Annotated in this window: 17 protein-coding genes and 1 other annotated feature; of the genes, 4 read left to right on the top strand and 13 right to left on the bottom strand. The window is 56.5% G+C overall.

Going from position 1 to position 14,278, the window contains the following annotated elements:
- The first annotated feature begins 25 nt into the window (after positions 1–25).
- From ABIE11_RS01280 to ABIE11_RS01265, 4 genes are read left to right on the top strand one after another with little or no spacing between them, the layout of a single operon-like run.
- Positions 26–1,054 carry a hemin-degrading factor gene (locus tag ABIE11_RS01280; protein WP_429183625.1) on the top strand — a complete coding sequence of 343 codons (1,029 nt, stop codon included), beginning with the start codon at positions 26–28 and terminating at the stop codon, positions 1,052–1,054.
- On the top strand, positions 1,051–1,872 hold the full coding sequence (locus tag ABIE11_RS01275) for a heme/hemin ABC transporter substrate-binding protein (protein WP_429183623.1): 822 nt from the start codon (positions 1,051–1,053) through the stop codon (positions 1,870–1,872). Before ABIE11_RS01280 ends, ABIE11_RS01275 begins: the two co-directional genes overlap by 4 nt.
- On the top strand, positions 1,872–2,864 hold the full coding sequence (locus ABIE11_RS01270) for a FecCD family ABC transporter permease (protein WP_429183622.1): 993 nt from the start codon (positions 1,872–1,874) through the stop codon (positions 2,862–2,864). The genes ABIE11_RS01275 and ABIE11_RS01270 overlap by 1 nt, the downstream gene beginning before the upstream one ends.
- Positions 2,857–3,636, top strand: a complete 780-nt coding sequence (locus ABIE11_RS01265) for a heme ABC transporter ATP-binding protein (protein WP_429183620.1) — start codon at positions 2,857–2,859, stop codon at positions 3,634–3,636. Before ABIE11_RS01270 ends, ABIE11_RS01265 begins: the two co-directional genes overlap by 8 nt.
- On the opposite strand, the gene selO is transcribed toward ABIE11_RS01265, so the two are convergent.
- The 13 genes from selO to infC form a co-directional block, all read right to left on the bottom strand.
- Complete coding sequence (gene selO / locus ABIE11_RS01260; protein ID WP_429183619.1) at positions 3,633–5,075, bottom strand: protein adenylyltransferase SelO; 1,443 nt, start codon at positions 5,073–5,075, stop codon at positions 3,633–3,635. The two genes, ABIE11_RS01265 and selO, sit on opposite strands and share 4 nt — an antisense overlap.
- A 61-nt stretch (positions 5,076–5,136) precedes the next feature.
- A complete protein-coding gene (locus tag ABIE11_RS01255; protein WP_107703735.1) occupies positions 5,137–5,850 on the bottom strand; it encodes an EAL domain-containing protein in 714 nt (237 codons plus the stop codon).
- Positions 5,851–6,135: 285 nt separating this feature from the next.
- Positions 6,136–6,600 carry a C40 family peptidase gene (locus ABIE11_RS01250; RefSeq protein WP_100780471.1) on the bottom strand — a complete coding sequence of 155 codons (465 nt, stop codon included), beginning with the start codon at positions 6,598–6,600 and terminating at the stop codon, positions 6,136–6,138.
- A 74-nt stretch (positions 6,601–6,674) separates the two neighbouring features.
- Positions 6,675–7,430 carry a vitamin B12 ABC transporter ATP-binding protein BtuD gene (gene btuD, locus ABIE11_RS01245; protein ID WP_429183617.1) on the bottom strand — a complete coding sequence of 252 codons (756 nt, stop codon included), beginning with the start codon at positions 7,428–7,430 and terminating at the stop codon, positions 6,675–6,677.
- Positions 7,430–7,981 (bottom strand): glutathione peroxidase, encoded by a 552-nt coding sequence (locus tag ABIE11_RS01240; RefSeq protein ID WP_100780473.1) that lies wholly within the window; start codon positions 7,979–7,981, stop codon positions 7,430–7,432. Before ABIE11_RS01240 ends, btuD begins: the two co-directional genes overlap by 1 nt.
- Positions 7,982–8,016: 35 nt before the next feature.
- Positions 8,017–8,997, bottom strand: coding sequence for a vitamin B12 ABC transporter permease BtuC (btuC, locus tag ABIE11_RS01235; RefSeq protein WP_429183615.1), 981 nt, complete (start codon positions 8,995–8,997; stop codon positions 8,017–8,019).
- A gap of 101 nt (positions 8,998–9,098) precedes the next feature.
- On the bottom strand, positions 9,099–9,398 hold the full coding sequence (gene ihfA / locus ABIE11_RS01230; RefSeq protein WP_003857805.1) for an integration host factor subunit alpha: 300 nt from the start codon (positions 9,396–9,398) through the stop codon (positions 9,099–9,101).
- A 4-nt stretch (positions 9,399–9,402) separates the two neighbouring features.
- The gene (gene pheT, locus ABIE11_RS01225; protein ID WP_429183612.1) at positions 9,403–11,790 is read right to left on the bottom strand and encodes a phenylalanine--tRNA ligase subunit beta; all 2,388 of its coding nucleotides are present in this window, start codon (positions 11,788–11,790) and stop codon (positions 9,403–9,405) included.
- Between the two features lie 15 nt (positions 11,791–11,805).
- Entirely contained in the window at positions 11,806–12,789 is a 984-nt protein-coding gene (pheS, locus tag ABIE11_RS01220; protein WP_100780476.1) for a phenylalanine--tRNA ligase subunit alpha, read from the bottom strand.
- Positions 12,790–12,829: 40 nt separating this feature from the next.
- Positions 12,830–12,953: a sequence feature (Phe leader region), on the bottom strand.
- Positions 12,904–12,948, bottom strand: a complete 45-nt coding sequence (gene pheM, locus ABIE11_RS01215; RefSeq protein WP_001386830.1) for a pheST operon leader peptide PheM — start codon at positions 12,946–12,948, stop codon at positions 12,904–12,906. Its footprint overlaps the feature before it by 45 nt.
- Before the next feature lie 75 nt (positions 12,954–13,028).
- A complete protein-coding gene (rplT, locus tag ABIE11_RS01210; protein ID WP_012017122.1) occupies positions 13,029–13,385 on the bottom strand; it encodes a 50S ribosomal protein L20 in 357 nt (118 codons plus the stop codon).
- 54 nt (positions 13,386–13,439) lie between these two features.
- A complete protein-coding gene (gene rpmI / locus ABIE11_RS01205; RefSeq protein ID WP_001124225.1) occupies positions 13,440–13,637 on the bottom strand; it encodes a 50S ribosomal protein L35 in 198 nt (65 codons plus the stop codon).
- Positions 13,638–13,733: 96 nt separating this feature from the next.
- A complete protein-coding gene (infC, locus tag ABIE11_RS01200; protein ID WP_071818735.1) occupies positions 13,734–14,276 on the bottom strand; it encodes a translation initiation factor IF-3 in 543 nt (180 codons plus the stop codon).
- Positions 14,277–14,278 lie beyond the last annotated feature (2 nt).

Below are 14,278 nucleotides of genomic sequence, written 5' to 3'. Positions count from 1 at the left end.
GGCGCTTATCTGGAAGGAAGAGACAATGAATCACTACACACGCTGGATTGAGCTAAAAGAACAAAACCCTGGCAAATACGCCCGCGACATCGCCGCCATGATGGGCATCAGCGAAGCCGAACTGACCTCCGCACGCGTGGGCCACGACGCCTGGCGCCTGCACGGTGAAGTGCGTGAGATCCTCAGCGCGCTCGAAGCGGTAGGCGAAACCAAGTGCATTTGCCGCAACGAATACGCGGTACATGAGCAGGTCGGCAGCTTTACCAATCAGCATCTCAGCGGCCACGCCGGGCTGGTGCTGAACCCAGGTGCGCTCGATCTGCGCCTGTTCCTGAATCAGTGGGCCTACGTGTTCCACATCAGCGAAGCCACCGCGCGCGGCGAGCGTCAGAGCATTCAGTTCTTTGACCATCAGGGCGATGCGCTGCTGAAGGTCTACACCACCGACAACACCGATGTCTCTGCGTGGGGTGATGTTTTGACCCGCTTTATCTTTGCCGATAACCCGCCGCTGGCGCTGAAAGCCGCCGATACAGTGGCTCACGCCACTGAAGTGGACGGAAATACGCTGGACAGCGAATGGCGGGCGATGACCGACGTACATCAGTTCTTCAGTCTGCTGAAGCGCCATAACCTGAGCCGTCAGCAGGCGTTCCGCTTGGTCAGAGACGATCTGGCCTGCAAAGTGGAGAACAGCGCGCTGGGGCAACTGCTGGAAACTGCGCGTCAGGACGGCAACGAGATCATGGTCTTTGTCGGTAACCGTGGCTGCGTGCAGATCTTCACCGGCGCCGTGCAAAAACTGGTCCCGATGAAAGGCTGGCTGAACATCTTTAACCCGACCTTCACCCTGCATCTGCTGGAAGAGACCATCGCTGAGACCTGGGTCACGCGTAAACCGACCGCCGACGGGCACGTCACCAGTCTGGAGCTGTTTGCCGCAGATGGCACGCAAATCGCCCAGCTTTACGGCCAGCGCACCGAAGGCCAGCCGGAACAAACCCAGTGGCGCGCACAGATCGACGCCCTGGCGCCAAAAGGGCTGGCCGCATGAGAAAACTGCTTGCCCTGATTGTCGCGCTACCGCTGACGGCTTTTGCCGCTGCGCAGGAGAAAATTGTCTCGCTGGGCGGTGACGTGACGGAGATTGTCTACGCCCTGGGCGCAGAGTCATCGCTCGTCGCCCGCGACAGCACCAGCCAGTGGCCGCAACCGGCCACTGCGCTGCCGGACGTGGGCTATCTGCGTCAGTTGAACGCCGAAGGGATTCTGGCGATGCGCCCGACGCTGGTGCTGGCAAGTGCGCAGGCTCAGCCGTCGCTGGCGCTCAAACAGGTCGAGCAGAGCAACGTCCGGGTCGTCACCGTGCCGGGCAGTAACGATCTCAGCGTCATCGACGAAAAGGTGCGGGTGATTGCTGAAGCGACCCATCGCATTGAGCAGGGTGATGCTCTGCGTAAAAACCTGCGTCAGGCACTGGCGGCGCTGCCGTCGTCACCGCTTAACAAACGGGTGCTGTTCATTCTCAACCACGGCGGGATGACCGCCATGGCGGCGGGCCAGCAGACCGGCGCGGATGCGGCGATCCGCGCCGCCGGGTTAAAGAATGCGATGCAGGGTTTTGCGCGCTATCAACCGCTTTCGCATGAGGGTGTGATTGCCAGCCAGCCGGATCTGGTGGTGATTTCGCAGGACGGCGTGAGCGCGATGGGTGGCGAAGATAATCTGTGGAAGCTGCCAGGCCTGGCGCAAACCCCCGCGGGCAAAAATAAGCAGGTGTTGCAGATTGACGATATGGCGCTGCTCGGGTTTAGCGTGCGCACGCCGCAGGCTATTCAGCAGCTGCGCGACAAAGCGGAGCAACTCCCCTGATGCCTCGCCGGATCACCCTCTCCCTGTGGGGGCTAGCGTTGACGCTGGCGCTGATGACGCTGCTCGCGACCGGTTTTGGCGCGTTGCGCCTGCCGGTCACCCTGCTGTGGAACGGCACCGACGACGCGCTGCGCCAGATCTGGTTCACCATTCGCCTCCCCCGCGTGCTGCTGGCGCTGGTGATTGGCGGATCGCTGGCGCTGGCGGGCTGTGTGATGCAGGGGCTGTTTCGTAACCCGCTCGCCGATCCCGGTCTGCTGGGTATCAGCAGCGGTGCGGCCTGCGCCGTGGCGCTGTGGGTGGTATTGCCCGTCACGCTGCCAGCGCTGCTGATGCTGTACGCTCCGATGCTAGCGGCGTTTATCGGCGCGCTGGCGGCGACACTGGTCATTTTTCTGCTCAGCCAGCAGCGTGACAGCTCCCTGTCGCGCCTGCTGCTGGTGGGCATTGCCATCAACGCCCTGTGCGGTGCGGCGGTTGGTGTGTTGTCGTGGGTCAGCAATGATGCGCAGCTCCGCCAGTTGTCCCTGTGGGGGATGGGCAGTCTGGGTTCGGCACAGTGGTCGACGCTGCTGGCCGTCACCTCGCTGATGATCCCGACGGTGCTGATTATCTGGCGATTAGCGGGTGCGCTGAATTTGCTGCAGCTGGGCGACGAAGAGGCGCACTACCTGGGGGTGGATGTCCGCGTGGTGCAGCGTATTTTGCTGCTGTGCAGCGCGTTGCTGGTCGCCTCTGCGGTCGCCGTCAGCGGCGTAATCGGCTTTATCGGTCTGGTGGTTCCGCATCTGATGCGCATGTGGCTGGGATCGGATCATCGCGCGGTGATCCCCGGTTCGGTGCTGGCGGGCGCATTTTTACTGCTGATCGCCGACACTCTCGCCCGGACGGCCGTCGCCCCTGCGGAGATGCCGGTCGGCCTGCTGACCAGTCTCCTTGGCGCCCCGTGGTTCCTGTGGCTCATTTTCCGTCGCGGGGGACAGCATGACTGAACAATTTTGCGCGCGGGCATTGACCTACCGCACAGCAGACAAGACCGTGATTCGTGAGGTGTCGCTCTCGCTGGAGCCGGGTGAACTGGTGGCGCTGATCGGCCCTAACGGCGCAGGGAAATCGACGCTGCTGCGTCTGCTGACCGGCTTTCTGAAACCCGCATCGGGAGAGTGCATGCTGAACGGGAGACCGCTGGAGGCCTGGAGTACGCAGACGCTGTCCCGCCATCGCGCGGTGATGCGCCAGCAGACCCAGCTGGGCTTCGACTGGCCGGTTGAAGCGGTCATCGGCATGGGACGTGCGCCCTGGACGCCGCAGCCGGAAGGCGCAGTGATCCATCAGGTGATGCAGATAACTGGCTGTCTGCCGCTGGCGGGAAGGCGCTACGCCTCTCTGTCGGGCGGTGAGCAGCAGCGGGTGCAACTTGCCCGCGCCCTGGCGCAGTTATGGTGCGACGGCGCGCCGCGCGGCTGGCTGTTTCTCGATGAACCGACTTCGGCGCTGGACCTTTATCACCAGCAGCATTTGCTGCGACTGATGAAATCCTTAACCGCGCAGGGCGATCTGCACGTCTGCGTGGTGCTGCACGATCTCAATCTGGCCGCCCTGTGGGCCGACCGGATTGTGTTATTGCACGAAGGAGAGATTGTGTCGCAGGGGTCGCCGGAAAGCGTGTTGCGCGCCGGGGATCTGGCGCGCTGGTACGGGGCGCAGGTGCACGTGGGCCAGCATCCTGTGAATGCGGCCCCGCAGGTGTTTCTCGCGCCTTAGCTTGAACAGCTCACTTCCAGCCGCTTGCCCCAGTCCGGTGGGCGGCTGACATAATCATCGCTGCGATCCGCAAACGGCGTGCGTAGGGCGTCGTGCAGACGATGCAGCTCTGCGTAATCCCCCTGCTCTGCCTGCTCAATCGCCCGCTGCGCCAGCCAGTTGCGCAGAACCATCGCCGGATTAATGGCTTTCATCTGCGCCTGACGGGCGTCGTCCTGAATTTCCTCGCGCTGCAAGCGCTCACGGTAGGTGCTAAACCAACCGTCAAAAGCCGCTCTGTCGATAAACTCATCGCGCAGCGGCGAGGCTGCACTCTGCTGTTCCGTCTGGCTCAGCATACGGAAAGTACGGGTGTAATCACTGCCCTCTCGGGCCATCAGCGCAAACAGCGCATTCAGAATATCGTTATCGCCTTTCTCCTGCGTCGTCAGCCCCAGCTTGCGGCGCATCAGCTTGCCGTATTCCTGCATCAGAACCTCCTGATAGCGATCCAGCGCATCGTTCAGGGCTTCCACATCAATAAACGGCGACAGAGACTGGGCGAGGCGCTGCAAATTCCACAGGCCCACCGCAGGCTGGTTTTCAAAGCTGTAGCGCCCCTGATGATCTGAGTGATTGCAGATAAAATCTGGCTGATAGTCATCAAGGAAACCGTACGGGCCGTAATCCATGGTCAGGCCCAGGATCGACATGTTATCAGTGTTCATCACGCCGTGGGCAAAGCCGACTGTTTGCCAGCAGGCCATCAGTGACGCGGTGCGCGCCACGACATCACGGAACCAGAGGATGTATTTGTCCGCGTCATCCTGCCAGTGCGGCCAGTGATGACGAATGACAAAATCTGCCAGCTGGCGGACTTTTTCCGGCTCACGACGATAGTAAAAGTGTTCGAAATGGCCGAAACGGACGTGGCTTTGCGCGATACGCATCAGCATCGCGCCCGGCTCGTAGGTTTCGCGGGCAATCTGCGTATCGCTGGTCACGATGGATAAGGCGCGCGTGGTAGGAATACCAAGCGCATGCATCGCTTCTGAGGCGAGACTTTCGCGGATCGTCGAGCGCAACACCGCGCGTCCGTCGCCCATGCGGGAATATGGCGTCAGTCCGGCCCCTTTCAGGTGCCAGTCGACGGTCTGGCCGTTCGCAAGCTGCTGTTCACCCAGCAGAATGCCGCGACCGTCGCCGAGCTGACCAGCCCAGACGCCAAACTGATGACCGCTGTAGACCTGTGCCAGAGGCTGCATGCCTGGAAGCAGCGCTTCGCCGCCCCAGACGCCAGCGCCGGTCGCGGGCTGGAATAGCGATGGCGGAATGCCTAACTCGCTGGCAAGGCTGTCGTTATGCCAGATGAGCCGGGCGTTGGTCAGCGGCGTTGGATTAAGTGCGGTGTAGAAATCTGGCAGTTCATCGTGCCAGTGAGCAGTAAAAGACAGGGTCATAAGTCCTCCTGCCTCTAGTGTAGAGGGTTTACCCGTGCTTAAACACGGGCGAATGGCAGGGTTATCGTTGAACGAGCGTGGTGACCTGACTCGCGGGGACTGCGGACCACAAATTCCCTTGCATGGCACTAAAACGGAAAGGCATCACCCGTCGCAGAACCTCTTCATCATCCACTCCCGCGATCATCACCGACAGGCAGTACGGCGAGATTTGTGCAAGGATCGCGCGCATAAATGGCTCGAAGGAAAACTCCGCGACACGCTGCTGGATAAACCCTTTATCCAGCGCAACACGGGTAAACAGCCCGTCAAAAATGGCTTTATTCGACGCGGCACCGGCACCGTAGTCGGCCAGCACCATCGGAAAATGGATCGCCATTCTCGCCAGCATGAGATCATCTTTGCCGTTATTTAAACCGGGATAATTCTCATTAACCGTGAACTCAAGAAAAGGATAACGATCTAATATTGCCCCGGCATTTCTGTCCGTTAAAAGATACTCACTAATGACCGGCGTAATATTTATCCATGCAATAAGCTGATGCTGCACAAAAAAAAGTTTGCAGGAATCCAGCAGATCGAGTTTCTCTTTAAACAGCGTTAACTCGTCTTCTGCAGTGAGATGCGGCTTCACCAGCTCAGTAGGGATGCGGACGTCAGCCCCCACGCTAACAAAGTTAGCAAGGATCTCTAAACCCTGTAGCTCCCCTGCGATATTGCGCGCCGGGAGTAATAACAGTTCAGATTGATAAGGATTATTCAGGGTGACAATCATAGAGCCTGCCCCGCGTTAACGACGATATCCTGCATCCTGGAGCAACGGCTAAAACAATTCAACTTTATTGATTTTAATAGAGTTAATTTCATTCTTTCCTTTTATATTTTAAGATTTTTCCCTCAATCTAAAAATAATCTTATCCTGGATATCAAATAATATCCAGTATTCACGAATTCAGGGACTTACAGAATTAATTAATGTTACGTAATGTATCAAAACAGCAATGAGTCAGAAAACAGCGCGACTTAACCAAAATCGCGCTTAAGAAAGAAGAGAGTGCGGCTATATACGGCGCGCCTGCCAGAAGTTTTTCCGCCAGTAAACATTATCTAAGGAAGACCTCATCACACCGCGACTGGTCGAGGCGTGAATAAACTGGTTGTCGGTATCATAAATGCCAACATGTAAGCCACTTTCTCCCGAACCGGTTTTAAAGAATACCAGGTCGCCGGGAAGCAGATCGTCTTTGTCTATTTCAGTGCCAATTTTGGCCTGCGTGCGTGTATCGCGCGGGAGTTGCAGATCGAATTTATCGCGGAATGTCATCAGCACAAAGCCAGAGCAATCCACCCCGCCCCGGCTCATGCCGCCATAGCGATAGGGTGTCCCGCGCCAGTTTTGCAACTGATCGTTCAGGTTGGCTATCACGGTTATTGAATCCGATAACCGCGGATTAGGGGGTGGCGCACGATGGCTACTGCATCCTGCAAGTAATAACATGCCCACGATCAGAAACCAGAATCGCATTTCCAGACGAATCCTCTGCTTTTTTTATCCTTTCCGTAATTTAGCCTGTGATTACACAACCTTGCAAGAAACGCTTATTCCTGGACGGTAGAAATCAACATTCTGTGCCCTTCGATGTCCAGCCGCCGGAAAGGCATCCCGTATGCCGTCGCCAGATTGGGCGGTGTGAGCACGGTGTCACGCGGGCCGCTGGCGAGCAGTTTTCCGCACGCCAAAAGCCACACGCGATGGGCGTGACGCAGCGTATGGTTCAGGTCATGGCTGCTCATCACCACGGCAATGCCCCTGCCAGACAGCAGGCTGAGCTGCTTATCCAGCGCCGCCTGCTGCGCGACGTCCAGACTGCTCATCGGCTCATCCAGCAGCAGCAGACTACCGTGCGGGTTTCCCGCCGGATGGATTTGCAGGATCACCGCTGCAAGCCGCACGCGCTGCCACTCCCCGCCGGAAAGCTGGTTGACGTTGCGCGTAAGCTTATCAGTTAGCCCAAGCGCCCCGGTGAGGTCATCCAGAAGTGATGACGAGGATTTATCATGCTGATGCAGCGCCAGATAGTGCCAGACAGGCATGGCGAAGGGCGGCGTTTGCTGTTGCACCAGATAACTGCGCCGGTGCGCCAGCGACACAGGCGACCATTCATGAAGAGAATGCCCGTGTAAAATGATATCGCCCTCGCCTGACGTCAGCCCGGCCATCCGCGCGAGCAATGTGCTTTTCCCGGCACCGTTTGGCCCCACGAGGTGCACGATCTCACCCGCACGGATTTCCGCGCTGACTGGTTCCAGCCTTCCCTTCTCCGCGACGCCCGCGAGCTGCATCAGCTGAGTCATTACTTCGCCAGCGCCAGTTTAATGGACTCCATGACGATCGGATCTTCCGGCGTCATATCTGGTGCAAAGCGCTGCACCACCTGACCATCGCGGCCAATCAGGAATTTTTCGAAGTTCCACAAAATATCGTCTGGATAGAGCGGCGCGCGTCCTTTGCTCGCCATCCGCTCGTAGAAACCGCTGCCTTCCGGCGCAACGGCAGCAGGCGCTGCGGCGACCAGTTTTTCATACAGCGGATGGCGGTTTTCGCCGTTGACGTCGATTTTGCTGAACATCGGGAATGTCACGCCATAAGTGGTGCTGCAAAAGGTTTTGATCTCGTCTTCGCTGCCAGGCTCCTGGCCCAGGAACTGGTTGCAGGGGAATCCGAGGACCACAAATCCGTCTTTTTCCCAGGCTTTCTGGATGTTCTCCAGCTGTTCGTACTGCGGCGTCAGACCACATTTCGAGGCGACGTTGACCACCAGCAGAACCTTACCTTTGTAACTTTCAAGCGTGGTGTTCTCGCCATCAATGGTTGTGACTTCGGTATTCAAAATATCGTACTGCATAGCGTCCCCTTAGATTGTCTTACGGTTGGGCGGATCTAACGTCCGGCCTTTAATAGTAGCCAGATAAATACGGGCGCGCCCAGTGTTGCGGTCACGACCCCGATCGGCAGCTCGGCGGCACTCATGGCCAGGCGGGCAATAATATCGGCAATCAGCAGCGTTGCCGCGCCTGCGATGGCGGCGGCGGGCAGTAAAGTACGATGATCTGTAATCCCACCGAGGCGCAGCATATGGGGAATCACCAGGCCAATAAAACCTATGGCCCCGGCCAGCGCGACGCTGACACCAACCATCCAGCCGATAGCGACCACCAGCACATTGCGCCACAGGCCGATCGACAGGCCCAGCTGGCGGGCAGAGACCTCACCCAGCGCCAGCATGTTTAGCGGTTTCGCCTGGAAAGCGGCCCACAGGATCGCCGGAAACAGCAGTGCCATCAGCCAGCCCTGCCGCCAGTCCACGCCGCCAAAACCGCCCATCATCCAGTACATCAGCTGGCGCAGGTCGAATGAGGTGGAGAAATAGACCGCCCAGGTCATTAAAGCGCTGCAGATAATCCCCAGCGCGACGCCGGCCAGCAGCAGACGGCTGGTGGATAAATGCCGTCTGGCGAAGCGCAGTAAAATCACGGTGATAAGCAGCGCACCGGCGATGGCGCTAAGGCTCACGCCCCAGCCAGAAAGGCTTCCACTGCCCAGCATCGTTGCGGCGATAAGGCCGACACCTGCGCCATTGGAGACGCCGAGCAGCCCCGGTTCCGCCAGTGGGTTTTCAAATAAGGCCTGCATGATGGTGCCACACAGCGCCAGCGCCGCACCGACCAGCACGACGGCTACTGTGCGCGGCAGGCGAATTTGCCAGACAAACAGTTTGCCCTGATCGCTCAACCATTGTTCTGGCCCGATCCACTGCTCTCCGGCGCACAGACTCACGGCAAAAATGGCGAGCAGAATTGTCATAAGTGCCAGCAGCCAGCGCAGATCGGAACGGTGTTGTTGACGGGCAAAATCGAGCATGGGTTCGGTTTTCGTGTGAGTGATGATGTTGATTTTACGGTGGGTATGCCTTCGCGCAAAGAAAAAAGGCCGCGATTGCGGCCTTTTTGGGTTAGTTCATATTACTCTGCTTTGGGCGTTGCGTTTTCGACACGGCTTTTTAACTTCTGGCCGGGTCTGAAGGTCACCACGCGGCGGGCTGTAATGGGAATATCTTCCCCCGTCTTCGGGTTGCGACCCGGACGTTGGTTTTTGTCTCGCAAATCAAAATTGCCAAAACCGGAGAGTTTTACCTGCTCACCATTTTCCAGAGCACGACGGATCTCTTCGAAAAATAGCTCTACCAGCTCTTTGGCATCCCGTTTGCTAAGCCCAAGCTTATCAAACAGATATTCTGACATTTCAGCTTTTGTAAGCGCCATAGGTTCAATCCCTCAATGATGCCTGGAATCGCTCTTTTAATGCCTCTACACATCTGGCAACGGTAGCGGCAATCTCCTCTTCTTCGAGTGTACGGCTGGTATCCTGAAGGATAAGGCTAATAGCGAGGCTCTTAGAACCTTCTGCTACGCCCTTGCCGCGGTACACGTCAAATAAGTTTACGCCAACTACCTGATTTACGCCAACTTTCTTACATTCGGCCAAAATATCTGCTGCGGGCACATTTTCAGCGACCACGACGGCGATATCGCGGCGGTTCGCCGGGAAGCGCGAAACGTCCTGAGCCTGAGGAACCACGCGGTCTGCGACCTTGTTCCACTCCAGCTCAAACACCATGGTGCGGCCATTCAAGTCCAGTTTGCGTTCCAGCTCAGGATGAACAACACCAACGAAACCAACGCGTTCACCGTGTAAATAAATGGCAGCGCTCTGGCCCGGATGCAGGGCTGGAATGGCTTCTGCGCGGAACTCAATTTCAGAAAGTTTACCGGTCAGTTCGAGAACTGACTCCAGATCGCCTTTCACATCGTAGTAATCAACGCTGTTTTTGGTCAGATCCCAGTGCTCTTCATAGCGATTGCCGCAGATAGCGCCCGCCAGCATCAGATCCTGACGGATACCAAGATTTGCCTGGGTATCAGGCACAAAGCGCAGACCGGTTTCGAAGATACGTACGCGGCTCTGTTGACGATTCTGGTTATACACGATGGTACCAAGCAGACCGGTCCACAGGGAGAGGCGCATTGCGGACATTTCGCTGGAGATCGGGCTTGGCAGAATCAGGGCTTCCTGACCTGGGTGGATCAGCTGCTGCAGTTTCGGATCCACGAAGCTGTAGGTGATCACTTCCTGATAGCCTTTGTCATTCAGCATGGTTTTCACACGCTTCAGGGACAGGTTGGCTTCGCGATGGGTGCCCATCATCAGGCTGGCCTGTACAGGCTCGTCAGGGATGTTGTTGTAGCCGTAAATACGAGCCACTTCTTCCACCAGGTCTTCTTCGATTTCCATATCGAAACGCCAGCTTGGTGCAACGGCCTGCCACTGGTCCTGGCCTTCGGTAACCTCACAGCCCAGACGGCGCAGGATATCGCTCACCTGCGCATCCGCAATGTGATGGCCAATCAGACGATCCAGCTTGCTACGACGCAGCGTGATAGTCGCGCGCTGAGGCAGCGCTGACTCATTGGTCACATCAATCACTGGACCCGCTTCACCGCCGCAGATATCGATCAGCAGGCGAGTGGCACGTTCCATTGCTTTGTACTGCAGTGCCGGATCAACACCGCGCTCGTAGCGGTGAGAGGCGTCCGTATGCAGACCGTGGCGACGCGCGCGGCCGGTAATGGACAGCGGGCTGAAGAATGCACACTCCAGGAGAACATTTTGCGTATCGTCGTTAACGCCTGAGTGCTCGCCACCGAAGATGCCGCCCATGGCCAGCGCTTTGGTGTGGTCGGCAATGACCAGCGTATCGGCATTCAGTTTGGCTTCGCTGCCGTCCAGCAGAACCAGCGTTTCGCCCTCTTTCGCCATACGCACGACGATCCCGCCTTCGATACGATCTTTATCGAATGCGTGCATCGGCTGGCCGAGTTCAAGCAGAACGTAGTTAGTCACGTCAACCACCGCATCGATAGAACGAATTCCGCAGCGACGCAGTTTTTCTTTCATCCACAGTGGCGTTGGCGCTTTGACGTTGATGCCTTTAACCACACGGCCAAGGTAGCGCGGGCAGGCATCAGCGGCTTCGACCTGAATCGGCAGCGTGTCGGTGATGGTTGCCGCAACGGGTGCGATCTCCGGCACGTTCAGTTCGGTCTGGTTCAGCACCGCAACGTCGCGCGCCACGCCGATAATCCCTAAGCAATCGGCACGGTTTGGCGTCACGCTGATTTCGATGGTGTTGTCATCCAGCTTCAGGTATTCGCGGATGTCAGTGCCAATCGGGGCATCAACGGGCAGTTCGATAATGCCGTTGTGATCGTCGGAAATACCCAGCTCGGAGAACGAGCACAGCATGCCTTCTGACGGCTCGCCGCGCAGTTTGGCTGCTTTAATTTTGAAATCGCCCGGCAGAACCGCGCCGACAGTGGCCACAGCCACTTTCAGACCTTGTCGGCAGTTTGGTGCGCCGCAGACGATATCGAGCAGACGCTCGCCGCCAACGTTCACTTTTGTCACGCGCAGTTTGTCGGCGTTCGGGTGCTGGCCGCACTCGACCACTTCACCGACAACCACGCCGTTGAATGCGCCGGAAACCGGCTCAACGCCGTCCACTTCAAGGCCAGCCATGGTAATTTGGTTAGAGAGCGCTTCGCTGTCGAGCGTGGTCTTCACCCATTCGCGTAACCACAGTTCACTGAATTTCATTGTTCTGTCCTGCCCTTATTTAAACTGTTTGAGGAAACGCAGATCGTTTTCGAAGAATGCGCGCAAATCGGTCACGCCGTAACGCAGCATGGTCAGACGCTCCATGCCCATACCGAAGGCGAAGCCGGAATAGACTTCCGGATCGATACCCACGTTACGCAGGACGTTTGGATGCACCATGCCGCAGCCAAGCACTTCGAGCCATTTGCCGTTTTTACCCATCACGTCCACTTCAGCAGAAGGTTCGGTGAACGGGAAGTAGGACGGACGGAAACGAATCTGCAGATCTTCTTCAAAGAAGTTACGCAGGAAGTCGTGCAGCGTGCCTTTCAGGTTGGTAAAGCTGATGTTCTTATCAACGATCAAGCCTTCCATCTGATGGAACATCGGGGTATGCGTCTGGTCGTAATCGTTACGATAGACGCGGCCTGGCGCGATAATGCGGATCGGCGGCTCTTGCTCTTTCATCGTGCGGATCTGCACGCCAGAGGTCTGGGTGCGCAGCAGACGGGTGGCATCAAACCAGAAAGTGTCGTGGTCAGCGCGTGCCGGATGATGGCCAGGAATGTTCAGGGCATCGAAGTTATGGTAGTCATCTTCGATTTCCGGGCCAGTCGCCACGGTAAAGCCGAGCTCACCGAAGAAACTTTCAATGCGGTCGATGGTGCGCGTGACCGGGTGCAGACCGCCATTCTCAATGCGACGACCCGGCAGGGAGACGTCAATGGTCTCTTCGGCCAGACGGGCATTCAGCGCGGCGCTTTCTAAATCGTATTTGCGCGCATTCAGTGCCTGTTGAACCTGCTCTTTGGCTTCGTTAATCACCGCACCCGCTGCCGGGCGCTCTTCTGGCGGCAATTCACGCAGGGTGGTCATTTGCAGGGTCAGATGCCCTTTCTTGCCCAGATATTCGACGCGGACATTGTCTAATGCGGCAACATCTGAGGCCTGATTAATGGCTGCCGTTGCACTGGCAACCAGCTCTGCGAGATGTGACATGGTTTTCCTCGTTATGTGGCGATATTCATAAGCGGTAGAAACAAAAAAAGCCTCCATCAGGAGGCTTTCTGGCGCTGTTTTTCGTTTCATCTTTCACGCGCAAGCCCCCTGAATTCAGGTGCTAAAGTAAAAGAAGAAGCGGAAAATAGCAGCATTCATGCTTGCGTTACCTTGTGTGTTCATTCATCCCGAAGGGGGTGGAAATGAAAGAGGGAGCAAAGCCCCCTCTCTCAACTGGCTTATGCCAGTGCTGCTTTCGCTTTTTCGACCAGAGCGGTGAACGCTAATTTGTCGAATACTGCGATGTCAGCCAGGATCTTACGGTCGATTTCAACAGAGGCTTTTTTCAGGCCGTTGATGAATTTGCTGTAAGAAATACCGTTCTGACGTGCTGCTGCGTTGATACGCGCAATCCACAGTTGACGGAACTGACGCTTACGTTGACGACGGTCACGGTAAGCATACTGACCAGCTTTGATAACAGCCTGGAAGGCAACGCGGTATACGCGAGAACGCGCACCGTAGTAGCCTTTAGCTTGTTTCAAAATTTTCTTGTGACGTGCACGGGCAACTACACCACGTTTTACGCGAGCCATATGTGCTCTCCTGTATCTATTCTAAGTTAAAAAAGGTTAATAAACGTTTACGACTTATGCGTACGGCAGGCACGCGATTACCAGGCCCAGATCGCCTTTGGAAACCATGGCTTTAGGACGCAGGTGACGTTTACGCTTGGTAGCTTTTTTAGTCAGAATGTGACGCAGGTTAGCGTGCTTGTGCTTAAAACCACCTTTACCGGTTTTTTTGAAGCGCTTAGCAGCACCGCGTACGGTCTTAATTTTTGGCATTTTAATAACTTCCACTTCGCATTGTTAATAAACGAAACATAGGCGAACAAAACCTGCGAAGCCCGTAGGCTCCACAGGAATTGCTACTTGAAGGCCTTACTGTTTCTTCTTAGGAGCGAGCACCATGATCATCTGGCGGCCTTCGATCTTCGATGGGAAGGATTCGACCACTGCCAGTTCACTCAGATCGTCACGGACGCGATTAAGCACTTCCATACCGATCTGCTGGTGAGCCATCTCACGACCGCGGAAACGCAGCGTGATCTTAGCTTTATCACCCTCTTCCAGAAAGCGTACCAGGCTGCGGAGTTTTACCTGGTAATCGCCATCGTCGGTGCCAGGTCGGAATTTAATTTCCTTAACCTGAATAACTTTTTGCTTTTTCTTCTGTTCCTTAGAAGACTTGCTCTTTTCATAGAGGAATTTGCCGTAATCCATGATACGACAAACTGGCGGCTCGGCGTTAGGGCTGATTTCGACCAAGTCTACTCCGGATTCTTCAGCTTTTTCCAGAGCTTCTCTCAGACTCACAATACCAAGCTGCTCGCCTTCCAGACCTGTTAAGCGAACTTCTTGCGCGCGAATTTCGCTGTTGATACGATTCGGGCGCGCCGTTTGAACTCGTTTTCCGCCTTTAATAC

Source organism: Lelliottia sp. 489 (assembly GCF_050435885.1).
In the GTDB taxonomy this organism is placed as follows: Bacteria; Pseudomonadota; Gammaproteobacteria; order Enterobacterales; family Enterobacteriaceae; genus Enterobacter; species Enterobacter nimipressuralis.
This window is presented reverse-complemented; position numbering and strand designations above follow the sequence as displayed.

Coding starts and splice junctions, on each gene's coding strand:
- ihfA (WP_003857805.1), bottom strand. CDS start 9,398: ATGGCGCTTACAAAAGCTGAAATGTCAGAATATCTGTTTGATAAGCTT.
- ABIE11_RS01250 (WP_100780471.1), bottom strand. CDS start 6,600: ATGCGATTCTGGTTTCTGATCGTGGGCATGTTATTACTTGCAGGATGC.
- btuC (WP_429183615.1), bottom strand. CDS start 8,997: ATGCTCGATTTTGCCCGTCAACAACACCGTTCCGATCTGCGCTGGCTG.
- selO (WP_429183619.1), bottom strand. CDS start 5,075: ATGACCCTGTCTTTTACTGCTCACTGGCACGATGAACTGCCAGATTTC.
- ABIE11_RS01275 (WP_429183623.1), top strand. CDS start 1,051: ATGAGAAAACTGCTTGCCCTGATTGTCGCGCTACCGCTGACGGCTTTT.
- pheT (WP_429183612.1), bottom strand. CDS start 11,790: ATGAAATTCAGTGAACTGTGGTTACGCGAATGGGTGAAGACCACGCTC.
- rpmI (WP_001124225.1), bottom strand. CDS start 13,637: ATGCCAAAAATTAAGACCGTACGCGGTGCTGCTAAGCGCTTCAAAAAA.
- ABIE11_RS01270 (WP_429183622.1), top strand. CDS start 1,872: ATGCCTCGCCGGATCACCCTCTCCCTGTGGGGGCTAGCGTTGACGCTG.
- ABIE11_RS01255 (WP_107703735.1), bottom strand. CDS start 5,850: ATGATTGTCACCCTGAATAATCCTTATCAATCTGAACTGTTATTACTC.
- rplT (WP_012017122.1), bottom strand. CDS start 13,385: ATGGCTCGCGTAAAACGTGGTGTAGTTGCCCGTGCACGTCACAAGAAA.
- ABIE11_RS01280 (WP_429183625.1), top strand. CDS start 26: ATGAATCACTACACACGCTGGATTGAGCTAAAAGAACAAAACCCTGGC.
- ABIE11_RS01265 (WP_429183620.1), top strand. CDS start 2,857: ATGACTGAACAATTTTGCGCGCGGGCATTGACCTACCGCACAGCAGAC.
- ABIE11_RS01240 (WP_100780473.1), bottom strand. CDS start 7,981: ATGCAGTACGATATTTTGAATACCGAAGTCACAACCATTGATGGCGAG.
- btuD (WP_429183617.1), bottom strand. CDS start 7,430: ATGACTCAGCTGATGCAGCTCGCGGGCGTCGCGGAGAAGGGAAGGCTG.
- pheS (WP_100780476.1), bottom strand. CDS start 12,789: ATGTCACATCTCGCAGAGCTGGTTGCCAGTGCAACGGCAGCCATTAAT.